Raw genomic sequence first — 16,466 nt, 5'->3', positions numbered from 1 at the left:
TAGTCGTTATGAGTTCGTATAGATATATGTCTAACCCAACAGTAGAAAACGTAGTGATTATTGGTTCTGGGCCAGCAGGTTACACTGCTGCTATCTATGCAGCACGAGCTAATCTGAAACCTGTTGTTTTTGAAGGTTTCCAAGCTGGAGGATTGCCGGGTGGACAGCTGATGACAACGACGGAGGTAGAAAATTTTCCTGGCTTCCCGCAAGGGATTACAGGGCCGGAACTGATGGATCGGATGAAGGCACAGGCCGAGCGTTGGGGGGCTGAGTTATATACTGAAGATGTGATATCTGTTGATTTAAGTCAGCGTCCGTTTACTGTGCGCTCTGAAGAAAGAGAAGTTAAAGCCCACAGTTTAATTATTGCCACTGGTGCAACTGCGAAACGTTTGGGTTTAGCCAGTGAATCCCAGTTTTGGAGTCGGGGAATTTCTGCTTGTGCGATTTGTGATGGTGCAACACCAATTTTCCACGGTGCAGAGTTAGCGGTAATTGGTGCTGGTGACTCAGCCGCAGAAGAATCAATTTACCTAACTAAATATGGTTCCAAGGTTAACTTGTTGGTGCGGTCTGATAAGATGCGGGCTTCCAAAGCTATGCAAGACCGAGTTTTAAGTAACCCGAAAATCCAAGTGCATTGGAACACAGAAGTTGTAGACGTGTTTGGTAATGGTCACATGGATGGGGTGAAAGTTCGCAATAATCAAACGGGTGCAGAAAGTGAAATTCACGCCAAGGGTTTATTTTATGCGATCGGTCACACTCCCAACACCTCTTTATTTAAAGGACAGCTAGAACTTGATGAGGTGGGTTACATTGTCACAAAACATGGTTCTGTAGAAACCAGTATTGAGGGTGTTTATGCTGCTGGTGATGTGCAAGACCACGAATATCGCCAAGCAATTACAGCTGCGGGTACTGGTTGTATGGCGGCGTTGTTGACAGAACGTTGGTTGTCTTCTAATGCTTTGATTCAAGAGTTTCATCAAGAACCAACAATCAATAATGAGTTAGAAACTCAGCCAGCCCAAAAGAAAACGGAAGCGGAGGAAGCAGCCGGGTTTAATTTACAGTCAACACGTCATGAAGGTGGTTATGCTTTACGGAAATTATTCCATGAAAGCGATCGCTTGCTGATTGTCAAATACGTCGCTCCTGGTTGTGGCCCTTGTCATACCCTCAAACCCATACTCAATAAAGTAGTGGATGAATTCGACGGCAAAATTCATTTTGTGGAAATTGATATCGATAAAGACCGCGAAATTGCCGAAAATGCTGGAGTCACAGGTACACCGACCGTACAATTTTTTAAGGACAAAGAACTGTTGAAAGAAATCAAAGGCGTGAAACAAAAGAGCGAGTACCGCCAGTTGATTGAAAGCAATCTTTAGGGGAGTCGGGAGTTGGGAATGGGGAATAGGGAAGAAAAGTGAGGAAAGACAAGACGCAAGAAGCAATAGAGAAATCCAGGGGTGTGGGAGGATGGTGAAGAAATCTTTCTTCCCACACTTCCCACACTCCCCACACCTCCCACACTCCCCACACTTCCCACACTCCCCACACCTCCCACACTCCCCACACTTCCCACACTCCCCACACCTCCCACACTTCCCACACTTCCCACACCTCCCACACTCCCCACACTTCCCACACTCCCCACACTCCCCACACCTCCCACACTCCCAACTCACCACTCCCCTATGTACAATGGTCAGCGTATCTTGCTGAATGCAGGCGATCGCTCATGACCATAACTAAACGTCAGCTGCCAACTTTTTTACGTTTTGCCAAAAATCCGAATCTTTCCCAGAAATTAATGATTATTGGGTTAGCCATCACCCTGTTTTTTATCTTTTTGGCATTTTTCGCCCCTGTAATGCAGGCTTGGGGATGGCTACAAAACCCCAAAGATTTTCTTGCCAACCCCATTCAAGAAGCACCATCAGCCAAATATTGGTTTGGTACTAGTCGCTTGGGTCATGATGTATTTTCGCGCACTTTGTTTGGCGCTCAAGCTGCTTTGCAAGTGGTGATTTTGGCCACGGCTCTGAGTATGGTAATTGGTGTACCTCTGGGGATGGTGAGTGGCTATCTTGGCGGTAGGTTAGATAAGGTGTTGCTGTTTCTCATGGATAGTATTTACACCTTACCAGGATTATTACTTTCTGTGACGCTGGCCTTTGTGGTGGGGCGAGGGATATTAAATGCAGCGATCGCTATTAGTATTGCTTACATTCCCCAATATTACCGCGTGGTTCGCAACCATACAGTGAGTGTAAAAACAGAAGTCTTCATCGAAGCCGCACAAGCAATGGGCGCGTCTACATGGATTGTGCTGTCGCGTTATTTATTTTTCAACGTCATTCAAAGCGTACCTGTATTATTTACCCTCAACGCCGCCGATGCAATTTTAGTATTGGGCGGTTTAGGCTTTTTGGGGCTGGGACTACCGGAAGAAGTACCAGAATGGGGACATGATTTAAAACAAGCCCTGGAAGCATTACCTACAGGGGTTTGGTGGACGACACTGTTTCCTGGTTTAGCTATGACATTGATGGTAGTAGGGTTATCCCTACTCGGTGAGGGGTTAAATGAATTTGTCAATCCTCGTTTGCGGGGAGAAAATGGGATTCGGAAATAGTCAACTGGAGTATAAAGTCTGAATAGTGATTTTTTAGTTACTTTTGACTCTTGACTAAATTTGTAATATTTACTGAGAGATGCGTGTGAAAGATAACCTTAGTTTAATTGCTGCTGCCACGGGTGGATTTATGCTTTCTATTGCTCTGGCTGGTATTTTGAGTAGTACCTCAGTTGCAGCTTCCCAGGGGCAATCAGGTGTTAATTATTACCCAAATACTAGTTTACAAGTTGCTTCTTCACGTTCTGATGAATCAACCGATTACATCACGGACAAACACAAGTGATACATTTCTGTATCACAACTGAAATGTGGGATATGCAATTGTGATTAAACCAGAAGTAATTGGGATTGATGTCGGGGGAACAGCAATTAAACTAGGGCGGTTCAGCCAAGATGGTACTTGCTTGCAATCATTAAAGGTGGAAACGCCCCAACCAGCAACTCCAGAAGCTGTGTTGAGTGTAATGGTAGATGCGATCGCGCAAATTGACCCAGATAATCAAACTATTGCCATTGGTGTCGGTACTCCTGGCCCCGCAGATGCGACAGGACGCATTGCTCAAATCGCCATTAACTTACCCCAGTGGCATAATGTTCCTTTAGCTGACTGGTTAGAAGCCAAAACAGGCAAACCCACTGTCATTGCTAACGATGCCAATTGTGCAGGAGTCGCCGAAGCTTGGTTAGGAGCCGGTCGTAACTGGCAAAATTTCATTATGTTGACCTTGGGAACCGGGGTTGGCGGTGCAATTATTCTGGATGGGAAATTGTTTGTCGGACATCGTGGCGCAGGTGGCGAACTTGGTTTAATCACCTTCAACCCTAACGGCCCAATGTGTAACAGTGGCAATCAAGGCTCTTTAGAACAGTATGCTTCAATTATTGCCATTCGTCGCCGCACGGGGAAAGAACCGGCGGAATTAGGCGCTTTGGCTGAGGCGGGAGATAGTGAAGCTTTGGCCTTTTGGCAAGAATATGGCAGAGATTTAGGAACGGGGTTAGCAAGTTTAATTTATGTTTTAACACCAGAGGCGATCGTCATTGGTGGTGGTGTTAGTGCTAGTTTTAAGTTTTTCTTCCCAGCCGCCAAAGCAGAAATTGAACGGCGAGTCATGGCGACTTCGCGCTTTGGTTTACAACTTTTGCCTGCTGAATTGGGTAACTCTGCGGGAATGGTAGGTGCGGCAAAGTTAGCCTGGGAGCATTGTGTAAAAATTGATAGTTTTGCATAATTGCTGGATAATTCACCTCACGCAGAGTTGCAGAGACGCAGAGAGGATCAGGAGTACAACTTTCACGATTGTCGAGATATCTAAATGATTATCCTGAATTCTGACTCCTGAATTCTGCTGTATGTCTGTTTACTCAGGTAAATACTCATCATTGATCACATCTAGTATTTTGTAGAGGCAGATACTAGGAAAAGATTCTATAGGCAAACCAGTTTCAGCTTTTGCCTGCTTAATAGCTTGTGAATAACACTCTGTAAAGATGCTGTCAATATAAGATTTCAGACTAGGCGATTCATATAGAGCTTCATTTACACGTCTACGATGCTCAATAATGCTTGCTTCCCAGCTACCGCTTCTGTGTCCAGGCTGAAATTGCCATTTTAGTAAATGCACCAGAATCACAATCAGATTACTTTTGAGGCTGCGACGCTCACTCCTTCCCATGTCCGCGATTTCTTCAATGAGATTTTCCCAGTCCACATTTGCATAGTCCTGATTTTGCAATTTTTCTACAGTTGTTTCTATCCATTGCAAGTAGTCGGTATTATATAGTGTTTGTGAGTAGGGTTTTAAGAAAGACATGGCTGTTTATTAGGGAATATTTAGACAAACTCTTGCATAATTTTTAGTTTGTGCAGGTGCGATCGCCCCTCTCAATTAAAATATTTCAAACAGCTTCTTCGCTGCTACCTAATTTTCGCTTGAGTATTTCTTCCATTTCTTGAAAATCCTCTTCAGTCTGAGGAAATGGATATTTGGCACTATTGGGATTTCCACGTTTAATTAAAGCCTCAATCGCTTCATCATCTTCTCGATGAGCCAAAATATAGGCTCTCAGTTCTTGACGGGTCATTTTGCTAAAATCAGGTTTCGTCATTGTTAAACTTCCATTGACCATTAGAAAAAATCAGAACCTCTAAACTCTCGGTCACACCAGCGACGCTCTCATTCAAAAACAATTAGATTGCGATCACTAGTTTATTTTTTATGATTTACTCCAGATTTTGATATTACTACCGCTCCTACTAATCAACATTCTTTCTTGTGGAAAGAGTACTGAATTAACTGGTTCAGATTGACCTAAATTACAAATTAACTCTCCTGTTGCTGCATCCCACAATTGAATATTATATTCGTAACTATTGCTGGCTAAAATTTTACCGTCAGGGCTGAATGCAATAGAACTAGGATAACAATCATCATCTGTTGTCGAAATACAGTAATCTTGCTTCCCTGTTTGTAAGTTCCAAAGTCGCACAGTTTGATCCATACCACTACTGCTTGCTAACTTTCTACCATCTGGACTGAAAACTATACATTCGATTACATCCATGTGGTCAGTTAGCTTGAAGAGAATTTGACCAGTCATATTACAGATTTGAATGTCACAACCTACAGCCACCGCAATGGTATTACCATCTGGACTATAAGCTAATGAGTCAATACCATCACGAAATTTTGCTAGTTTACCCAGGCTTTTTAAGGTTTCCAAATTCCACAGATTAATAGCAGGTTTTTCATAATAGAAATCTGTGCCTACTGCTAGAGTTTTATTATTAGGATGAAGGGAAATAGCAATTGAAGCACCTGTTTTTTCTGTCCAACTTCCTAATTCTTCACCTGTTAATGTATTCCAAACTTTAACTAAACCTATTGAGGTGGGTTCGCTAGCACTGGCACTAACTAATATACGCCCATCTGCTGTTATAGCAAGATTACGGATTTCATCATCATGCGCTGTTAAACTATAAAGGCGTTGAAAAGATGGCAGATGCCAAATTGAAATTTGACCATAACCAGCACTAGCAAGAATTTCGCCGTTGGCACTAATAGTCATGCAGTCAATTGTAAAAGGTTCGGTCAATGTTGAGATACATTCCCAATCCATAATCACTTCATTTTTGTTATATCTTGTAAACAACTTGATTGGGAGATAGGTAGGACTTACGCAAGAACTCTCTAAAACCCTCTTTACTTCTTGTCCTTTGCGTTCTTTGCGGTACCCTGCGGGAAGCCGCTTGCGCGTCTACGTTTTTTCATAAATTTGCGTAAGTCCTAATAGGAAAACCTTTATTAACACTACCTCCTCAATTTATTTAATACTTTCTCTCCTGTGGCTCAAACATATTAATCACCACTGGACGATATTGAATATCAATTCCGGCGGGTGAATAGTAAGCCATTGTATGTTGGAGGAATTTTACATCATCGCGCTGCGGAAAGTCTTCGCGGAAGTGTGCGCCGCGACTTTCTTGGCGATTTAAGGCTGATGCTAAGATGGTTTGCCCAACTACCATTAAGCTTCGCAGTTCTAAAGCTTCTACTAATTCGGTATTCCAGCAGCTACCTTTGTCGTCTAAGTAAACCTGAGAATATTTTTGTTGAATTTCTGTGATTTTTTCCCACCCTTGACTCATTAATTCTTGAGTACGGAAAACGCCGCAGAATTCGGTCATGGTATCTTGAAAGGCTTGGCGGACTTGGTTAATCCGGTACTGTCCTGGCTGTTCTAGTAAGGCTTGAATTTCTTGCTGGGCTTCTTTGATGTAACGTTGTTCTTCAATAGAGGGTAATTTACGTTTTTGTACATATTGAGCGATCGCCGCTCCAGTGCGTTTGCCATAAACTACACATTCTAGTAGCGAGTTACTACCTAGACGATTTGCGCCGTGAACAGAAACGCAAGCTGTTTCCCCAGCAGCAAAGAAGCCTTCAACTAAACCATCACCACTACTGCGGACTCGACCATCAATGTTCACAGGGATGCCACCCATACAATAATGAATTGTCGGGCGGACTGGCATTGGTTGAGTTACTGCATCAACGCCGACTAAGCGGTGGGCTTCTTCCCAGCAGAAGGGAACGCGACTCATGATTTTTTCTTTACCCAAATGGCGCAAATCGAGATATACAAAGGGGCCGCCAGCACTACCATCGGGATGCACACCACGCCCCGCCCGAATTTCGTAGGCGATCGCTCGTGAGGTAATATCACGCGGAGCTAGTTCCATACGGCTGGGTGCGTAGGTTGCCATGAAGCGATCGCCTTCAGAATTAATTAAATACGCCCCTTCTCCCCGCACAGCTTCGGAAATCAGCACCCCGACTGGATATAAGCCTGTAGGATGGAACTGCACAAACTCCATATCTTCCAGGGGTAAACCTGCAAGTGCTGTCATCGCCAAACCATCACCTGTAGAAGCATAATCATTGGAAGTGGTGTTATAAACGCGACCATAACCACCAGTGGCAAACATCACTGCTTTTGCCCTGACTACCTCGATATGCCCATCCAATAAGCGATACATCACCAAACCCTTCGCCTGCCCTTCTTCTAAAATCAGGCGCATTACGTACCACTCTTGATAAATCTGCACACCGTAACGCCGCAGATTATTGACTAATTCATGCAAAATTGCGTGACCAGTTTTATCAGCCGCGTAACAGGTGCGATTGTGAGAATGGCCGCCGAAAGCTCGTTGGGCGATGCGTCCATCAGGTAAGCGCGAGAATAAAACACCCATATGTTCTAAGTCAATCACCACACCTGGCGCTTCTTGGGTGAGAATTGCGACTGCATCTTGGTCTGCTAGGTAATCAGAACCTTTGACAGTATCAAAAGCATGTGCTTCCCAAGAATCTGCGGTATCAACATTTTTTAGCGATGCAGCCATCCCGCCTTGGGCTGCAACCGAGTGAGAACGAATAGGGTGAGTTTTGGCGACGACAGCAACATTTAAACTGGGGTCAGTACGGGCAATTTCCACCGCCGCCCGACAACCTGCCAATCCTCCCCCAACAATAATTACATCATGTTCCAGCATAACTAGTCCCCGCAAAAAGCTGCTGTTCTATTGTAGAGATGGGATTTACTGAGCAGTTTCTGATCTTTACAAAAAAATTCCCCATCTACTGACAGGGAAGTTAATCATTCGTTCAGAATTCAACACCAACAATTAATAAAATCTACTACTCCCGACTCATCAGGTAGTAGCTTGTACAGGTTTTTGCTGGGAAATATTACCAGGGATAGGTACAGTTTTGGTTCCTGGTTCTATAGCAACTAGTTCAATATGATTTAACAATGTAGTTACAAAAGCAAATAGTAAGAAAGGTAACGAAAGCAGCACAATTAAACCTACAGTTGCTAAAGCATATACTGGTCGTCTCGCACCCATCAATGCTAAGGCAGATGCCAGACTAACTGCAATTGTAATCAGCCATACAATAATTTGACCATAAATATCGCCAAAGGTCAGGGTACAGACAAATCGATAGTTTTTAATATCACTAATGTTCATTACACTTGCCTCAAGTCTTTACCTATAGGTTCTACGTTAGAGCCATGTTTGGCTATAAAACAATTTCTAAATATTTTTGCAATGTTTGTAATATCACTTTACACTTCGTTTTTTTTGTTACAAAAGTTGTTGATTGAGCATATTTTGATTTTAAAAGTTAATTAAAAGGTTTCATTTTAATTCAAATGATTTTGAAAATCATAAGACAGATTTATTATTTTAAATTTAATTTAATTTAATTTTTAGATTTAGCAGAATAGATATTTTTGATAGTTCAGCTACCCATTGACTAAAACCTCTATGTTCAGTGACTTTTGATTTTGGGTGTGCCAAACTAATGAGCCAGCTATTAATAGTTGTTGTCATCCAATATCGAGTTCTCAATTAGAAGTTTCTGTTATACCCAAGGTTAACGGGAGAAAACGTCACCATTCTCTATTTAGCCATCAAAAGATGATGAGGCGCGATCGCAGAGCGGTAAAACTGCAAAAATTAGGCATTGGTGATTCAATTACTCAAACCTGATATAAACTATGAGTCAACTTCCCGATACACTTGAAGATGCGATCGCCCAAGCCCGCGAAGCTACAAAAGCCGCTTTAGCAGATGGTTACAATCGTGTACAAGTTGATTTGCTGTTCCCAGAACTCAAACAAATGCTTGTAGCAGAACAATTTCTACCGCTATTTGCCGAATATGAGTCGCGGTTGAAAGTGTTCTTTGCTGATGCTGGTGGTGCAGCCTTAGCGCGGCGTGATTGGGTAGATGCACCATTCCAAATTCTGGATATTGGTACAGGTAGGGCTGTTTCGATTCAATCTAAAATTCAGCCAGAAGACGAAATTTTCTTATTTGTTTCCCCCACTTCTGTGGAAATACCCCAATTAGAAAAAGTTTGTGAAATTATTGGCGATCGCCCATTGGTCATGTTAAATCCACGCCTAGAAGATTCTGGGACTGTGGGTATTGGTTATGCAGCCAGACAAATTCGCCAACGGTTTTTGAATACCATTGAATCTTGTTACTACCTGCGCCCAGTGGATGAAACCACTGCTGTATTTCGCTGCTATCCCGGACAGTGGGAAGTTTTGGTACAAAAAGGCGAAAATTGGGAAATAATTGCCGAACTACCCAAAAAACCATCAGGCGATGATATAGATTATCTTCTCCTGCAAGGGCGATCGCAGGGTTCAAGTGACGCTACACCTGTGAAAAAGCCCAGTATGTTTAAGAGTTTGCAACGGTTTATCAAAGCCTTGAGTAGTTAGTCAAGCTGGGGTAGCAAAGGAATATATCTTTGCTACCTCTGTGTAGTGTATGGGACTTACGCATCAAAACAAAAAATTAAGGGTTTTGGCAAGGATGTATGGGTTCAGGGGTATAGGGGAGCCACTGGCGTGGGCGGGTTTCCCGACTTGAGCCAAGTGGCGTGTGTACTTATTCAAAATCCTTACACCCAATCTCCACAGATAATCTTTGTACGTAAGTCCTGGTGTCATAAAAAAAAAGGTAGGAAGCCCTACCTTAATACCCAAAAAAAAGCATTTTGTAACCAAATACAGCATTCAATATCACACATAGATGTGACGACCATATTGCAACCACGCGACAATGTTGTGAATCATCTTACAGCTTGACGGCTTGGACTAGTTTGCCATCTTCCATCTGTACAATGCGATCGGCTATGTCTAAAATGCGATGGTCGTGTGTCACCATCAGGATGGTACAGCCTTGCTCCTTGGCGAGTTTTTGCATCAGATTGACCACATCTCGACCTGATTGACTATCGAGGGCGGCTGTTGGTTCATCGGCTAAAACAATTTTGGGATAACTCACCAAAGCACGGGCGATCGCAACTCGTTGTTTTTGTCCGCCTGATAATTTGTCGGGATAGTAATGTAAATGATTTCCCAAACCAACTTGCTCTAACATCTGAATTGAGCGAGTTTGGATTTCTTGGGAACTAATATGAGTGTGTAATTCTAAACCAACTTTGACATTTTGTACTGCTGTTAAACTACCATGCAGGTTGTGTGCTTGAAAAATATAACCATTATGGCGACGGGTTTTAACTAATTGTTCTGCTGTCGCACCACAAAGTTCTTGTCCTAAAACCTGCAAACTGCCAAATTGTGAAGAGCGCAACCCACCAACTAAAGTTAACAAGGTAGTTTTACCAGAACCAGAAGGGCCTGTCAAAATAATAATTTCACCAGCGTTAATTTCTAAGTTGATTTTAAACAAGACTTGCTTACGCAATGGCCCATAACCAAAGTAGTGATTGAGATTTTCAATAGCAATAATGGGTTTGTCTGTCATAAGTAATTTGTGGGGTTTAGATCCCCGACTTCTTCAATAAGTCGAGGATCTTAGTGATCACGAATGATTTAAGATTGCTATACACAAACGATACTAAAATTGAAAAATATATTGCTGCTCTTTGTACAGATAATATGAACACTAACACCGTCAGTTTACCTGCTCCCCTGGAATTAAATATTGACTTAACTGATGAGCAGTTTTTTCAACTTTGTCAAAATAATCGTGACTTGAGATTTGAACGTACAGCTACAGGGGAATTAATTATTATGCCACCGACAGGAAGCGAAACTGGTTACTACAATGCCGACATAACTTATCAGTTAAGAGCTTGGAGTCGTCAGAATCAGCTAGGAAAATCCTTTGACTCTTCTGCTGGGTTCAAACTTCCTAACGGTGCAGAACGTTCCCTGGATGCGTCTTGGGTGAAGATGGAACGATGGAACGCTTTGACTCAAGCTGAAAAAGAAAGATTTGCACCTTTGTGTCCCGATTTTGTGGTGGAATTAATGTCTCCCAGTGATTCTCTAGAAAAGACACGCGCCAAAATGAGAGAATATATGGAGAATGGCGCGAAATTGGGATGGTTAATTAATCGCCAACAGCAGCAGGTGGAAATTTATCGCCCCAATCAAGAAGTTGAAATTTTGCAAAGTCCAAAAACTTTATCGGGAGAGGATGTTTTACCAGGATTTGTTTTGGATTTGACGGAAATCTGGTAAATATTTTTCATCAACTTTTAAAACATATCAGCAGGGTCGGCAGATTGGAGTTTACGAGTAGCGATCGCACCAGAAATTGCACACATAATAAAAGTGAGGATTATTACTTGTAATCCCCGCATTAAAGTCATATACATGGGTAAATTGGTTGCAGCGCGAGTTAGTTGATAAAGTCCTAAAGACACGGCAACTCCGGGAATAAAACCAAGTAATGCTAATATTAAGGCTTCTTCAAAAATTACACCTAGTAAATAGTAATTGCGGTAGCCAATCGCTTTAAATGTGGCATATTCTCTAATATGGGCATTCACATCAGCAGAAAGAACTTGGTAAACAATAATCACCCCCACCACAAACCCCATTGATACACCCAAACTAAAGATAAATCCAATGGGTGAGTTGGTTCGCCAAAAGTTATTTTCAAATTCAATAAATTCGGCATGAGTTAACACTTTGACATCATCTCGCAGGTGTGATTTCAAAGCCATTGCTACTTGTGTTGGTTCATAGCCAGGTTTGACTTTAATTAAACCCAAACTAATACTACTGGACTGTCGCCGAGGAAATATCCGCAAAAAGTTTTGGTCGCTAGTCATCAAGCTACCATCCGCCCCAAACGACGCGCCAACTTGGAACAATCCACTAATTCTAATTGTGCGTCGTTCCATTTCTGTAGTGAGAATTTTACCTTGATCAATTTGAGCGATCGCTTTTTGATAATCACCTCTTGCACCACGGTCAAATAGTACGTTATCAGGTAAGGCGATGGTTTGTAATTGTTGGTTAACATCGGGTAAATCAAAGACTGGCTTATTAGGATTAAACCCAATGACTAACACTCCCGTCTCCCGGCGCGTTTGGGGATTTTTCCAAATACTGTTACTGAAATACATTGGTTCGGCTGACTCAACCCCCGGTACATCCATCGCTTGATACAAGCGTCGCCGCGAAAACGAAGACATACTTTGCAAGTTACGGGCTTGAGGACTCAGTAACACAATATCTGCTTTTAAACTGCGATGCAGTCTTGTATTACTGTCATACAATGCCCTCTCAAAGCCAAGCTGCATAAACATCAGCACATCAGCAAAGGCAATACCTGATAATGCTACCAACAGCCGACTTTTTTCATGACTCAGTTGCAGCCATCCCAAAGGTGTGCGTCGCTGTATATGTTTGATTATTCCCATCATAAATTAAGTGCTGAGTTAAAAGTGCTGAGTGCTGAGTAATAAGAGTTAAGTAATAAATTACCCTCCTGCCTCCTCAAATTTGAATCACCACTTTCACCTGCATATTGCTGAGGGTGGCTGCTTTTTGAGTGGATGTTTTATCGAGTCGGATATGTACTTCTACGATTCGGTTATCAATGTTACTCAAAGGGTCAGTATTCACGAGATTTTGTCGCCGCACTTGTAAGCCTTTGCGTTCTACGGTTCCTTGCAATTCAATGGGTAGAAAATCACCGACTATTTTGACTTTTTGTCCTGGACGCACTTTACCGATATCGCTTTCGTATACTTCGGCGACGACATACATCTGGCTAGTTTGTCCAATATCCGCAATGCCATCATTACTAATTAATTCCCCTGGCTGGGCGTGAATTTCAATTACTTGACCATCTTGGAGCGATCGCACGTAAGATTGTTGTAAATTTACCTTAGCCCGATTCATCGCTGCGATGGCGCGGTTGACTTCGGCTTGGGCGGCTTCTACATCGACTTGCGGCACTTCGGTAATTTGGTCTAATGTAGCTGCGGCTTCTTGAAGTTGTTGTTCACTAGCTGCTTGAATGCGTTTTAACTGGGCTTGGGCTTCTTGGAGACTTTTTTGGGCTGTTTCTAAACTTAAACGTTTGCTATCGCGTTGGGAAACGGAAATTGCACCTTCTCTAAACAGAATTTGATAACGATTGTTTTCAATAACAGCGTTGGCGACTTCGGCTTGTAAGCGGGAAACAGTGGCGACTTGAGCAGCAATGTCACCTTGACGTTCGGCTTGGAGGCGGGCGATTTTCGCGGTTTGGGCAGCAATTTCTCCGCGTTTTGCGCCTGTTTTAGTACGATTTAGGTTCGCTTGGGCAACTTTTACTTGTTCTTGTGCTTCTTTATATGCTGCTTCTAAGCGATCGCGATTATCTAAAATGGCAATTATTTGCCCTGCTTTTACCTTATCCCCTTCATTAATTAATAATTGTTCGACTCGACTAACTTCTGTTGAGGTCGAAGCTGAGAGTTTTATCAGTTTTCCTTTTGGTTCAATTCGCCCTAAAGCCGTGACTGTTTTGATTTCTGGTAACAGCACAGACGAACTTTGCGCTTTTTGATTAGCAACTTCCCGAAATTTCAACACAGTAAAAAAACTGCTGCCAATTACGGTTAAAGATACAATAGTTGCTATCAAAAAAGGTGGACGGAAAATTAACTGACGAGATATCGGTCTGCCTAGCTTTGAGTTCTGCACGATAGCATACCTTTGAAACCATTCCAATTGGTTGATTCAAATTCCGGTGGCAAAATAAAGTTTTGATGAGAAAAAATCAGAAGGCAGAATTCAGAATTCAGAATAGGTAAAGGTTTGGGCAAGGAAACAATTTTTATTCGGTAATTTTAAAATCATCGTCCAGTCGCACAGCATCTATTCTGGATTCTGACTCCTGAATTCTTCTTTGGTAAATGTCGTGACCCAGTTTGGCTGTAGATGCTCAACGGTTATTCAAGAACAATGAAGCGGGAAATACAAAACTAAACCGTATAGTTATATAATTAGGATTATACTAAACCGAGTAGTTTAGTCAAGCGATCGCGAAAAAGTATTTACTATTTAAGAGCATTGCTAAACTTACTTCCGAATCAGGTGTTACAGCTACAGAAAATCTTCAGATCGATTACAAAATCAGGAATATTGCAACATGGCACGCCCAAAAGCGGGAGAAATTGACCGTTCCAATTCAACCGAAAAAGTCGAAAAGATTCTCCAAGGGGCAATGCAGGAGTTTCTCGCCCACGGCTACGCGGCTACGAGTATGGATAAGGTAGCAGAAGCCGCCAACGTTTCTAAAGCTACGGTATACAGTCATTTTCAAGATAAAGAAGGGTTATTTCGGGCATTAATCGAAAAATTAGCTAGAAAGCGGTTTCATTCCATTTTGGGGACGCAACCACTCCAGGGGGAACCTTATATTGTGCTGCGGAGGTTAGCCAAAACTGCTTTAGATCAAATGGTGAATGACCAAGAATATCAAGCATTTGAGAGGCTGTTAATGGGAGAGTCGGCGCGGTTTCCCGAATTAGCGCAGGTATTTATTGCTAGTATTGCCAAACCCGCAATTGAGACTATCAGTAAATATTTAGCGTCATGTTCGGAATTAAACATCCCTGACCCAGAAGCCACAGCCAGGATACTCATTGGTTCACTGGTGCATTTCGTGATGACCCAAGAGATTATGCACGGTAAGAATATTATGCCAATGGAGAGCGATCGCTTAATTGATGCCTTAACCCACCTCATTGTTAATTGCGCTGATTAACAGCTTGGATTTTCCATAAACCAAAAACTCGATTTTTGCCCATATAAACAGGTTCTAGATTATAGTTAACATTTAAATATAGGCGTAACTTTCTTGATGGGTAAAACAAAAATAAATTATTTGGGGCTTTGGGAATTACCAGATTTTCTGGCTGAGTAGTTAGCTGAAAATTCACATCGGCATTAACTATATGAGTTAATCCTAAAATATAGGGAAATTTCGCATCACTTACTAATACAGGCTGAGAAGTTTGATTGATCACAGCAGCAACTTGATTTAATCTTAAGTTATTTGCCGTACCTTTATTCCACCAAATATCGGATGAGGAAATAATTACACAAGATATCACCCCACAACAAATGATAAAAATCGTAATCAATCGCCAGATGTTCTGCCATTTTATGCTTTGAATCGAGACTAATTTACTAGCCAAAAGATGGGCGACTGTTAATTGAATTCCTAAAAATGTCGGTATCAAATATCTGGCGACTCCCGAACGCCTACCGCCAAAGATAATATCAGGAATTATTAAGGCTATTGCCGTTGTTAAAGTTAAACTGAAGATAAATAACCAAGTAGTTTTAGGCGTTGAACGATAGAGATAGTAAAATCCATAACCAATCAAAACTATTAATCCCAAAGAAAATGGGATTAACCAAATTATTGCTTTAATTGAGGTATTCTCATTAATAATTACCCAATCTAGAAAAATTCTAGTGATATTTAGCAGCCATTTCCCAATTAAAGCTGGTAAATTTGTCGCTTCTGCTATCCAGTCTAATCTTTGAATTCTGTCAGCCATTTTACCTTGGTAAATAACTATCAGCCAAGGTATAAAAGCGATAATAGCTGTTGTGATAGATAATAGATAAGCAATTAATGACTGAGTTTTTTTGAACCCATTTATGCCTAATATATAAATGCCATGACCAAGCATCACAAAGATTGAGAATAAAAATGTGTAAAAACTCAAAATTAGAGAAATTGCATAAATAACCCACCCAATAAATGTTTTTTTACTTAAAGCTAAGAGCATTGCATAATTAGCAATGATAATAGTCAATGTCCATAAGCTATATTCTCTAGCTTCCTGAGCATATAGAATATAAAACGGCGAGATAGCTACTAGTGAAACAGCTATCCATCTTGTTAAAGATAATGCAAATAATTCTCGGCATAAATAATATATAGCGATTAAAGAAAATACACTAATAACGGCAGACAAACTCCTAATTACAGCAACCGAATTACCAAACCAAGCTGACCACGACCAAGCTAAAAAATAATATAGTGGTGGATGTTGAGAATCTTCTATAGCCAGTCGCGCAATTGCACTACTAATACCCTGGGTTGGATTTATTTGTTGATATTGTTTTAATATGCCAACATTAACAACTTCACCCTGGTAAAATTCGTCAATAATTTCTGTACTGGGATGACCAGAAAGCCATAATGAAGTATAAACTTCATCCGTCCAATAAACTTTGCCATCAAGATTAACAAACCGGAAATAAATTCCTAAGAGCAAAAGAGAAATAACAAGAACTTTGAGCCAGATATGTTCTTTTTTATGATGTTGACTATCTAGGGTTTTCATTGTAAGTATTTTTACGCAAGAAGACGCTGCAATTAACTGCTTCTCTAAATTCAATATCAGCCGTTACCTACCATAAACGATGTCGGTTTATTCTTGAGGACTGACGCAAGAAAACG

Annotated in this window: 17 protein-coding genes; 8 read left to right on the top strand and 9 right to left on the bottom strand. The window is 41.5% G+C overall.

Annotation, left to right across the window (positions count from 1 at the left end):
• The first annotated feature begins 26 nt into the window (after positions 1 to 26).
• The 5 genes from trxB to H6G74_RS06660 all read left to right on the top strand — a co-directional run bounded on the left by trxB (position 27) and on the right by H6G74_RS06660 (position 3,882).
• The gene (trxB, locus tag H6G74_RS06680) at positions 27 to 1,397 is read left to right on the top strand and encodes a thioredoxin-disulfide reductase (RefSeq protein ID WP_190966934.1); all 1,371 of its coding nucleotides are present in this window, start codon (positions 27 to 29) and stop codon (positions 1,395 to 1,397) included.
• An 81-nt stretch (positions 1,398 to 1,478) separates the two neighbouring features.
• Positions 1,479 to 1,754 (top strand): hypothetical protein, encoded by a 276-nt coding sequence (locus tag H6G74_RS31085; protein WP_242051169.1) that lies wholly within the window; start codon positions 1,479 to 1,481, stop codon positions 1,752 to 1,754.
• The gene (locus H6G74_RS06670; RefSeq protein WP_190966933.1) at positions 1,751 to 2,647 is read left to right on the top strand and encodes an ABC transporter permease; all 897 of its coding nucleotides are present in this window, start codon (positions 1,751 to 1,753) and stop codon (positions 2,645 to 2,647) included. Before H6G74_RS31085 ends, H6G74_RS06670 begins: the two co-directional genes overlap by 4 nt.
• Before the next feature lie 85 nt (positions 2,648 to 2,732).
• The gene (locus tag H6G74_RS06665; RefSeq protein ID WP_190966932.1) at positions 2,733 to 2,933 is read left to right on the top strand and encodes a hypothetical protein; all 201 of its coding nucleotides are present in this window, start codon (positions 2,733 to 2,735) and stop codon (positions 2,931 to 2,933) included.
• 40 nt (positions 2,934 to 2,973) lie between these two features.
• Positions 2,974 to 3,882 carry an ROK family protein gene (locus tag H6G74_RS06660; protein ID WP_190967061.1) on the top strand — a complete coding sequence of 303 codons (909 nt, stop codon included), beginning with the start codon at positions 2,974 to 2,976 and terminating at the stop codon, positions 3,880 to 3,882.
• Between the two features lie 129 nt (positions 3,883 to 4,011).
• Here H6G74_RS06660 and H6G74_RS06655 read toward each other — a convergent pair whose 3' ends face one another.
• The 5 genes from H6G74_RS06655 to H6G74_RS06635 form a co-directional block, all read right to left on the bottom strand.
• A complete protein-coding gene (locus H6G74_RS06655; protein WP_190966931.1) occupies positions 4,012 to 4,464 on the bottom strand; it encodes a DUF29 domain-containing protein in 453 nt (150 codons plus the stop codon).
• Between the two features lie 85 nt (positions 4,465 to 4,549).
• On the bottom strand, positions 4,550 to 4,759 hold the full coding sequence (locus H6G74_RS06650; protein WP_190966930.1) for a DUF6887 family protein: 210 nt from the start codon (positions 4,757 to 4,759) through the stop codon (positions 4,550 to 4,552).
• A gap of 108 nt (positions 4,760 to 4,867) precedes the next feature.
• Positions 4,868 to 5,746, bottom strand: coding sequence for a WD40 repeat domain-containing protein (locus H6G74_RS06645; protein WP_206756977.1), 879 nt, complete (start codon positions 5,744 to 5,746; stop codon positions 4,868 to 4,870).
• 232 nt (positions 5,747 to 5,978) lie between these two features.
• Positions 5,979 to 7,706: a succinate dehydrogenase/fumarate reductase flavoprotein subunit gene (locus H6G74_RS06640; protein ID WP_190966928.1), complete on the bottom strand. Its 1,728-nt coding sequence runs from the start codon at positions 7,704 to 7,706 to the stop codon at positions 5,979 to 5,981.
• Between the two features lie 159 nt (positions 7,707 to 7,865).
• Positions 7,866 to 8,183 (bottom strand): hypothetical protein, encoded by a 318-nt coding sequence (locus H6G74_RS06635; RefSeq protein ID WP_062288069.1) that lies wholly within the window; start codon positions 8,181 to 8,183, stop codon positions 7,866 to 7,868.
• 533 nt (positions 8,184 to 8,716) lie between these two features.
• Between H6G74_RS06635 and H6G74_RS06630 the strand changes: the two genes are divergently transcribed.
• Positions 8,717 to 9,451 carry a DUF1995 family protein gene (locus tag H6G74_RS06630; protein ID WP_190966927.1) on the top strand — a complete coding sequence of 245 codons (735 nt, stop codon included), beginning with the start codon at positions 8,717 to 8,719 and terminating at the stop codon, positions 9,449 to 9,451.
• A gap of 358 nt (positions 9,452 to 9,809) precedes the next feature.
• Here the strand turns inward: H6G74_RS06630 and H6G74_RS06625 are convergent, their stop codons facing one another.
• Entirely contained in the window at positions 9,810 to 10,502 is a 693-nt protein-coding gene (locus H6G74_RS06625) for a DevA family ABC transporter ATP-binding protein (protein ID WP_190966926.1), read from the bottom strand.
• A gap of 134 nt (positions 10,503 to 10,636) precedes the next feature.
• On the opposite strand from H6G74_RS06625, the gene H6G74_RS06620 reads away from it, so the two are divergent.
• Entirely contained in the window at positions 10,637 to 11,224 is a 588-nt protein-coding gene (locus H6G74_RS06620) for a Uma2 family endonuclease (RefSeq protein ID WP_190966925.1), read from the top strand.
• 17 nt (positions 11,225 to 11,241) lie between these two features.
• Here H6G74_RS06620 and devC read toward each other — a convergent pair whose 3' ends face one another.
• Positions 11,242 to 12,417 carry an ABC transporter permease DevC gene (devC, locus tag H6G74_RS06615; protein ID WP_390849147.1) on the bottom strand — a complete coding sequence of 392 codons (1,176 nt, stop codon included), beginning with the start codon at positions 12,415 to 12,417 and terminating at the stop codon, positions 11,242 to 11,244.
• Positions 12,418 to 12,490: 73 nt separating this feature from the next.
• The gene (locus tag H6G74_RS06610; protein ID WP_190966924.1) at positions 12,491 to 13,687 is read right to left on the bottom strand and encodes an ABC exporter membrane fusion protein; all 1,197 of its coding nucleotides are present in this window, start codon (positions 13,685 to 13,687) and stop codon (positions 12,491 to 12,493) included.
• A gap of 448 nt (positions 13,688 to 14,135) precedes the next feature.
• Here H6G74_RS06610 and H6G74_RS06605 point away from each other — a divergent pair, with 448 nt between their 5' ends.
• Positions 14,136 to 14,753, top strand: a complete 618-nt coding sequence (locus H6G74_RS06605) for a TetR/AcrR family transcriptional regulator (protein ID WP_190588203.1) — start codon at positions 14,136 to 14,138, stop codon at positions 14,751 to 14,753.
• Here H6G74_RS06605 and H6G74_RS06600 read toward each other — a convergent pair.
• Positions 14,737 to 16,350, bottom strand: coding sequence for a glycosyltransferase family 39 protein (locus tag H6G74_RS06600; protein WP_190966923.1), 1,614 nt, complete (start codon positions 16,348 to 16,350; stop codon positions 14,737 to 14,739). The genes H6G74_RS06605 and H6G74_RS06600 overlap by 17 nt on opposite strands.
• Positions 16,351 to 16,466 lie beyond the last annotated feature (116 nt).

The organism is Nostoc spongiaeforme FACHB-130, from assembly GCF_014698475.1.
Classification (GTDB): domain Bacteria; phylum Cyanobacteriota; class Cyanobacteriia; order Cyanobacteriales; family Nostocaceae; genus Nostoc_B; species Nostoc_B spongiaeforme.
This window is presented reverse-complemented; position numbering and strand designations above follow the sequence as displayed.

What these genes read in the sequence shown, in the direction of transcription:
- H6G74_RS06655 (WP_190966931.1), bottom strand. Translation starts at nt 4,464, where the DNA reads ATGTCTTTCTTAAAACCCTACTCACAAACACTATATAATACCGACTAC.
- H6G74_RS06640 (WP_190966928.1), bottom strand. Translation starts at nt 7,706, where the DNA reads ATGCTGGAACATGATGTAATTATTGTTGGGGGAGGATTGGCAGGTTGT.
- H6G74_RS06625 (WP_190966926.1), bottom strand. Translation starts at nt 10,502, where the DNA reads ATGACAGACAAACCCATTATTGCTATTGAAAATCTCAATCACTACTTT.
- devC (WP_390849147.1), bottom strand. Translation starts at nt 12,417, where the DNA reads ATGATGGGAATAATCAAACATATACAGCGACGCACACCTTTGGGATGG.
- H6G74_RS06635 (WP_062288069.1), bottom strand. Translation starts at nt 8,183, where the DNA reads ATGAACATTAGTGATATTAAAAACTATCGATTTGTCTGTACCCTGACC.
- H6G74_RS06600 (WP_190966923.1), bottom strand. Translation starts at nt 16,350, where the DNA reads ATGAAAACCCTAGATAGTCAACATCATAAAAAAGAACATATCTGGCTC.
- H6G74_RS06605 (WP_190588203.1), top strand. Translation starts at nt 14,136, where the DNA reads ATGGCACGCCCAAAAGCGGGAGAAATTGACCGTTCCAATTCAACCGAA.
- H6G74_RS06670 (WP_190966933.1), top strand. Translation starts at nt 1,751, where the DNA reads ATGACCATAACTAAACGTCAGCTGCCAACTTTTTTACGTTTTGCCAAA.
- trxB (WP_190966934.1), top strand. Translation starts at nt 27, where the DNA reads ATGTCTAACCCAACAGTAGAAAACGTAGTGATTATTGGTTCTGGGCCA.
- H6G74_RS06630 (WP_190966927.1), top strand. Translation starts at nt 8,717, where the DNA reads ATGAGTCAACTTCCCGATACACTTGAAGATGCGATCGCCCAAGCCCGC.
- H6G74_RS06650 (WP_190966930.1), bottom strand. Translation starts at nt 4,759, where the DNA reads ATGACGAAACCTGATTTTAGCAAAATGACCCGTCAAGAACTGAGAGCC.
- H6G74_RS06620 (WP_190966925.1), top strand. Translation starts at nt 10,637, where the DNA reads ATGAACACTAACACCGTCAGTTTACCTGCTCCCCTGGAATTAAATATT.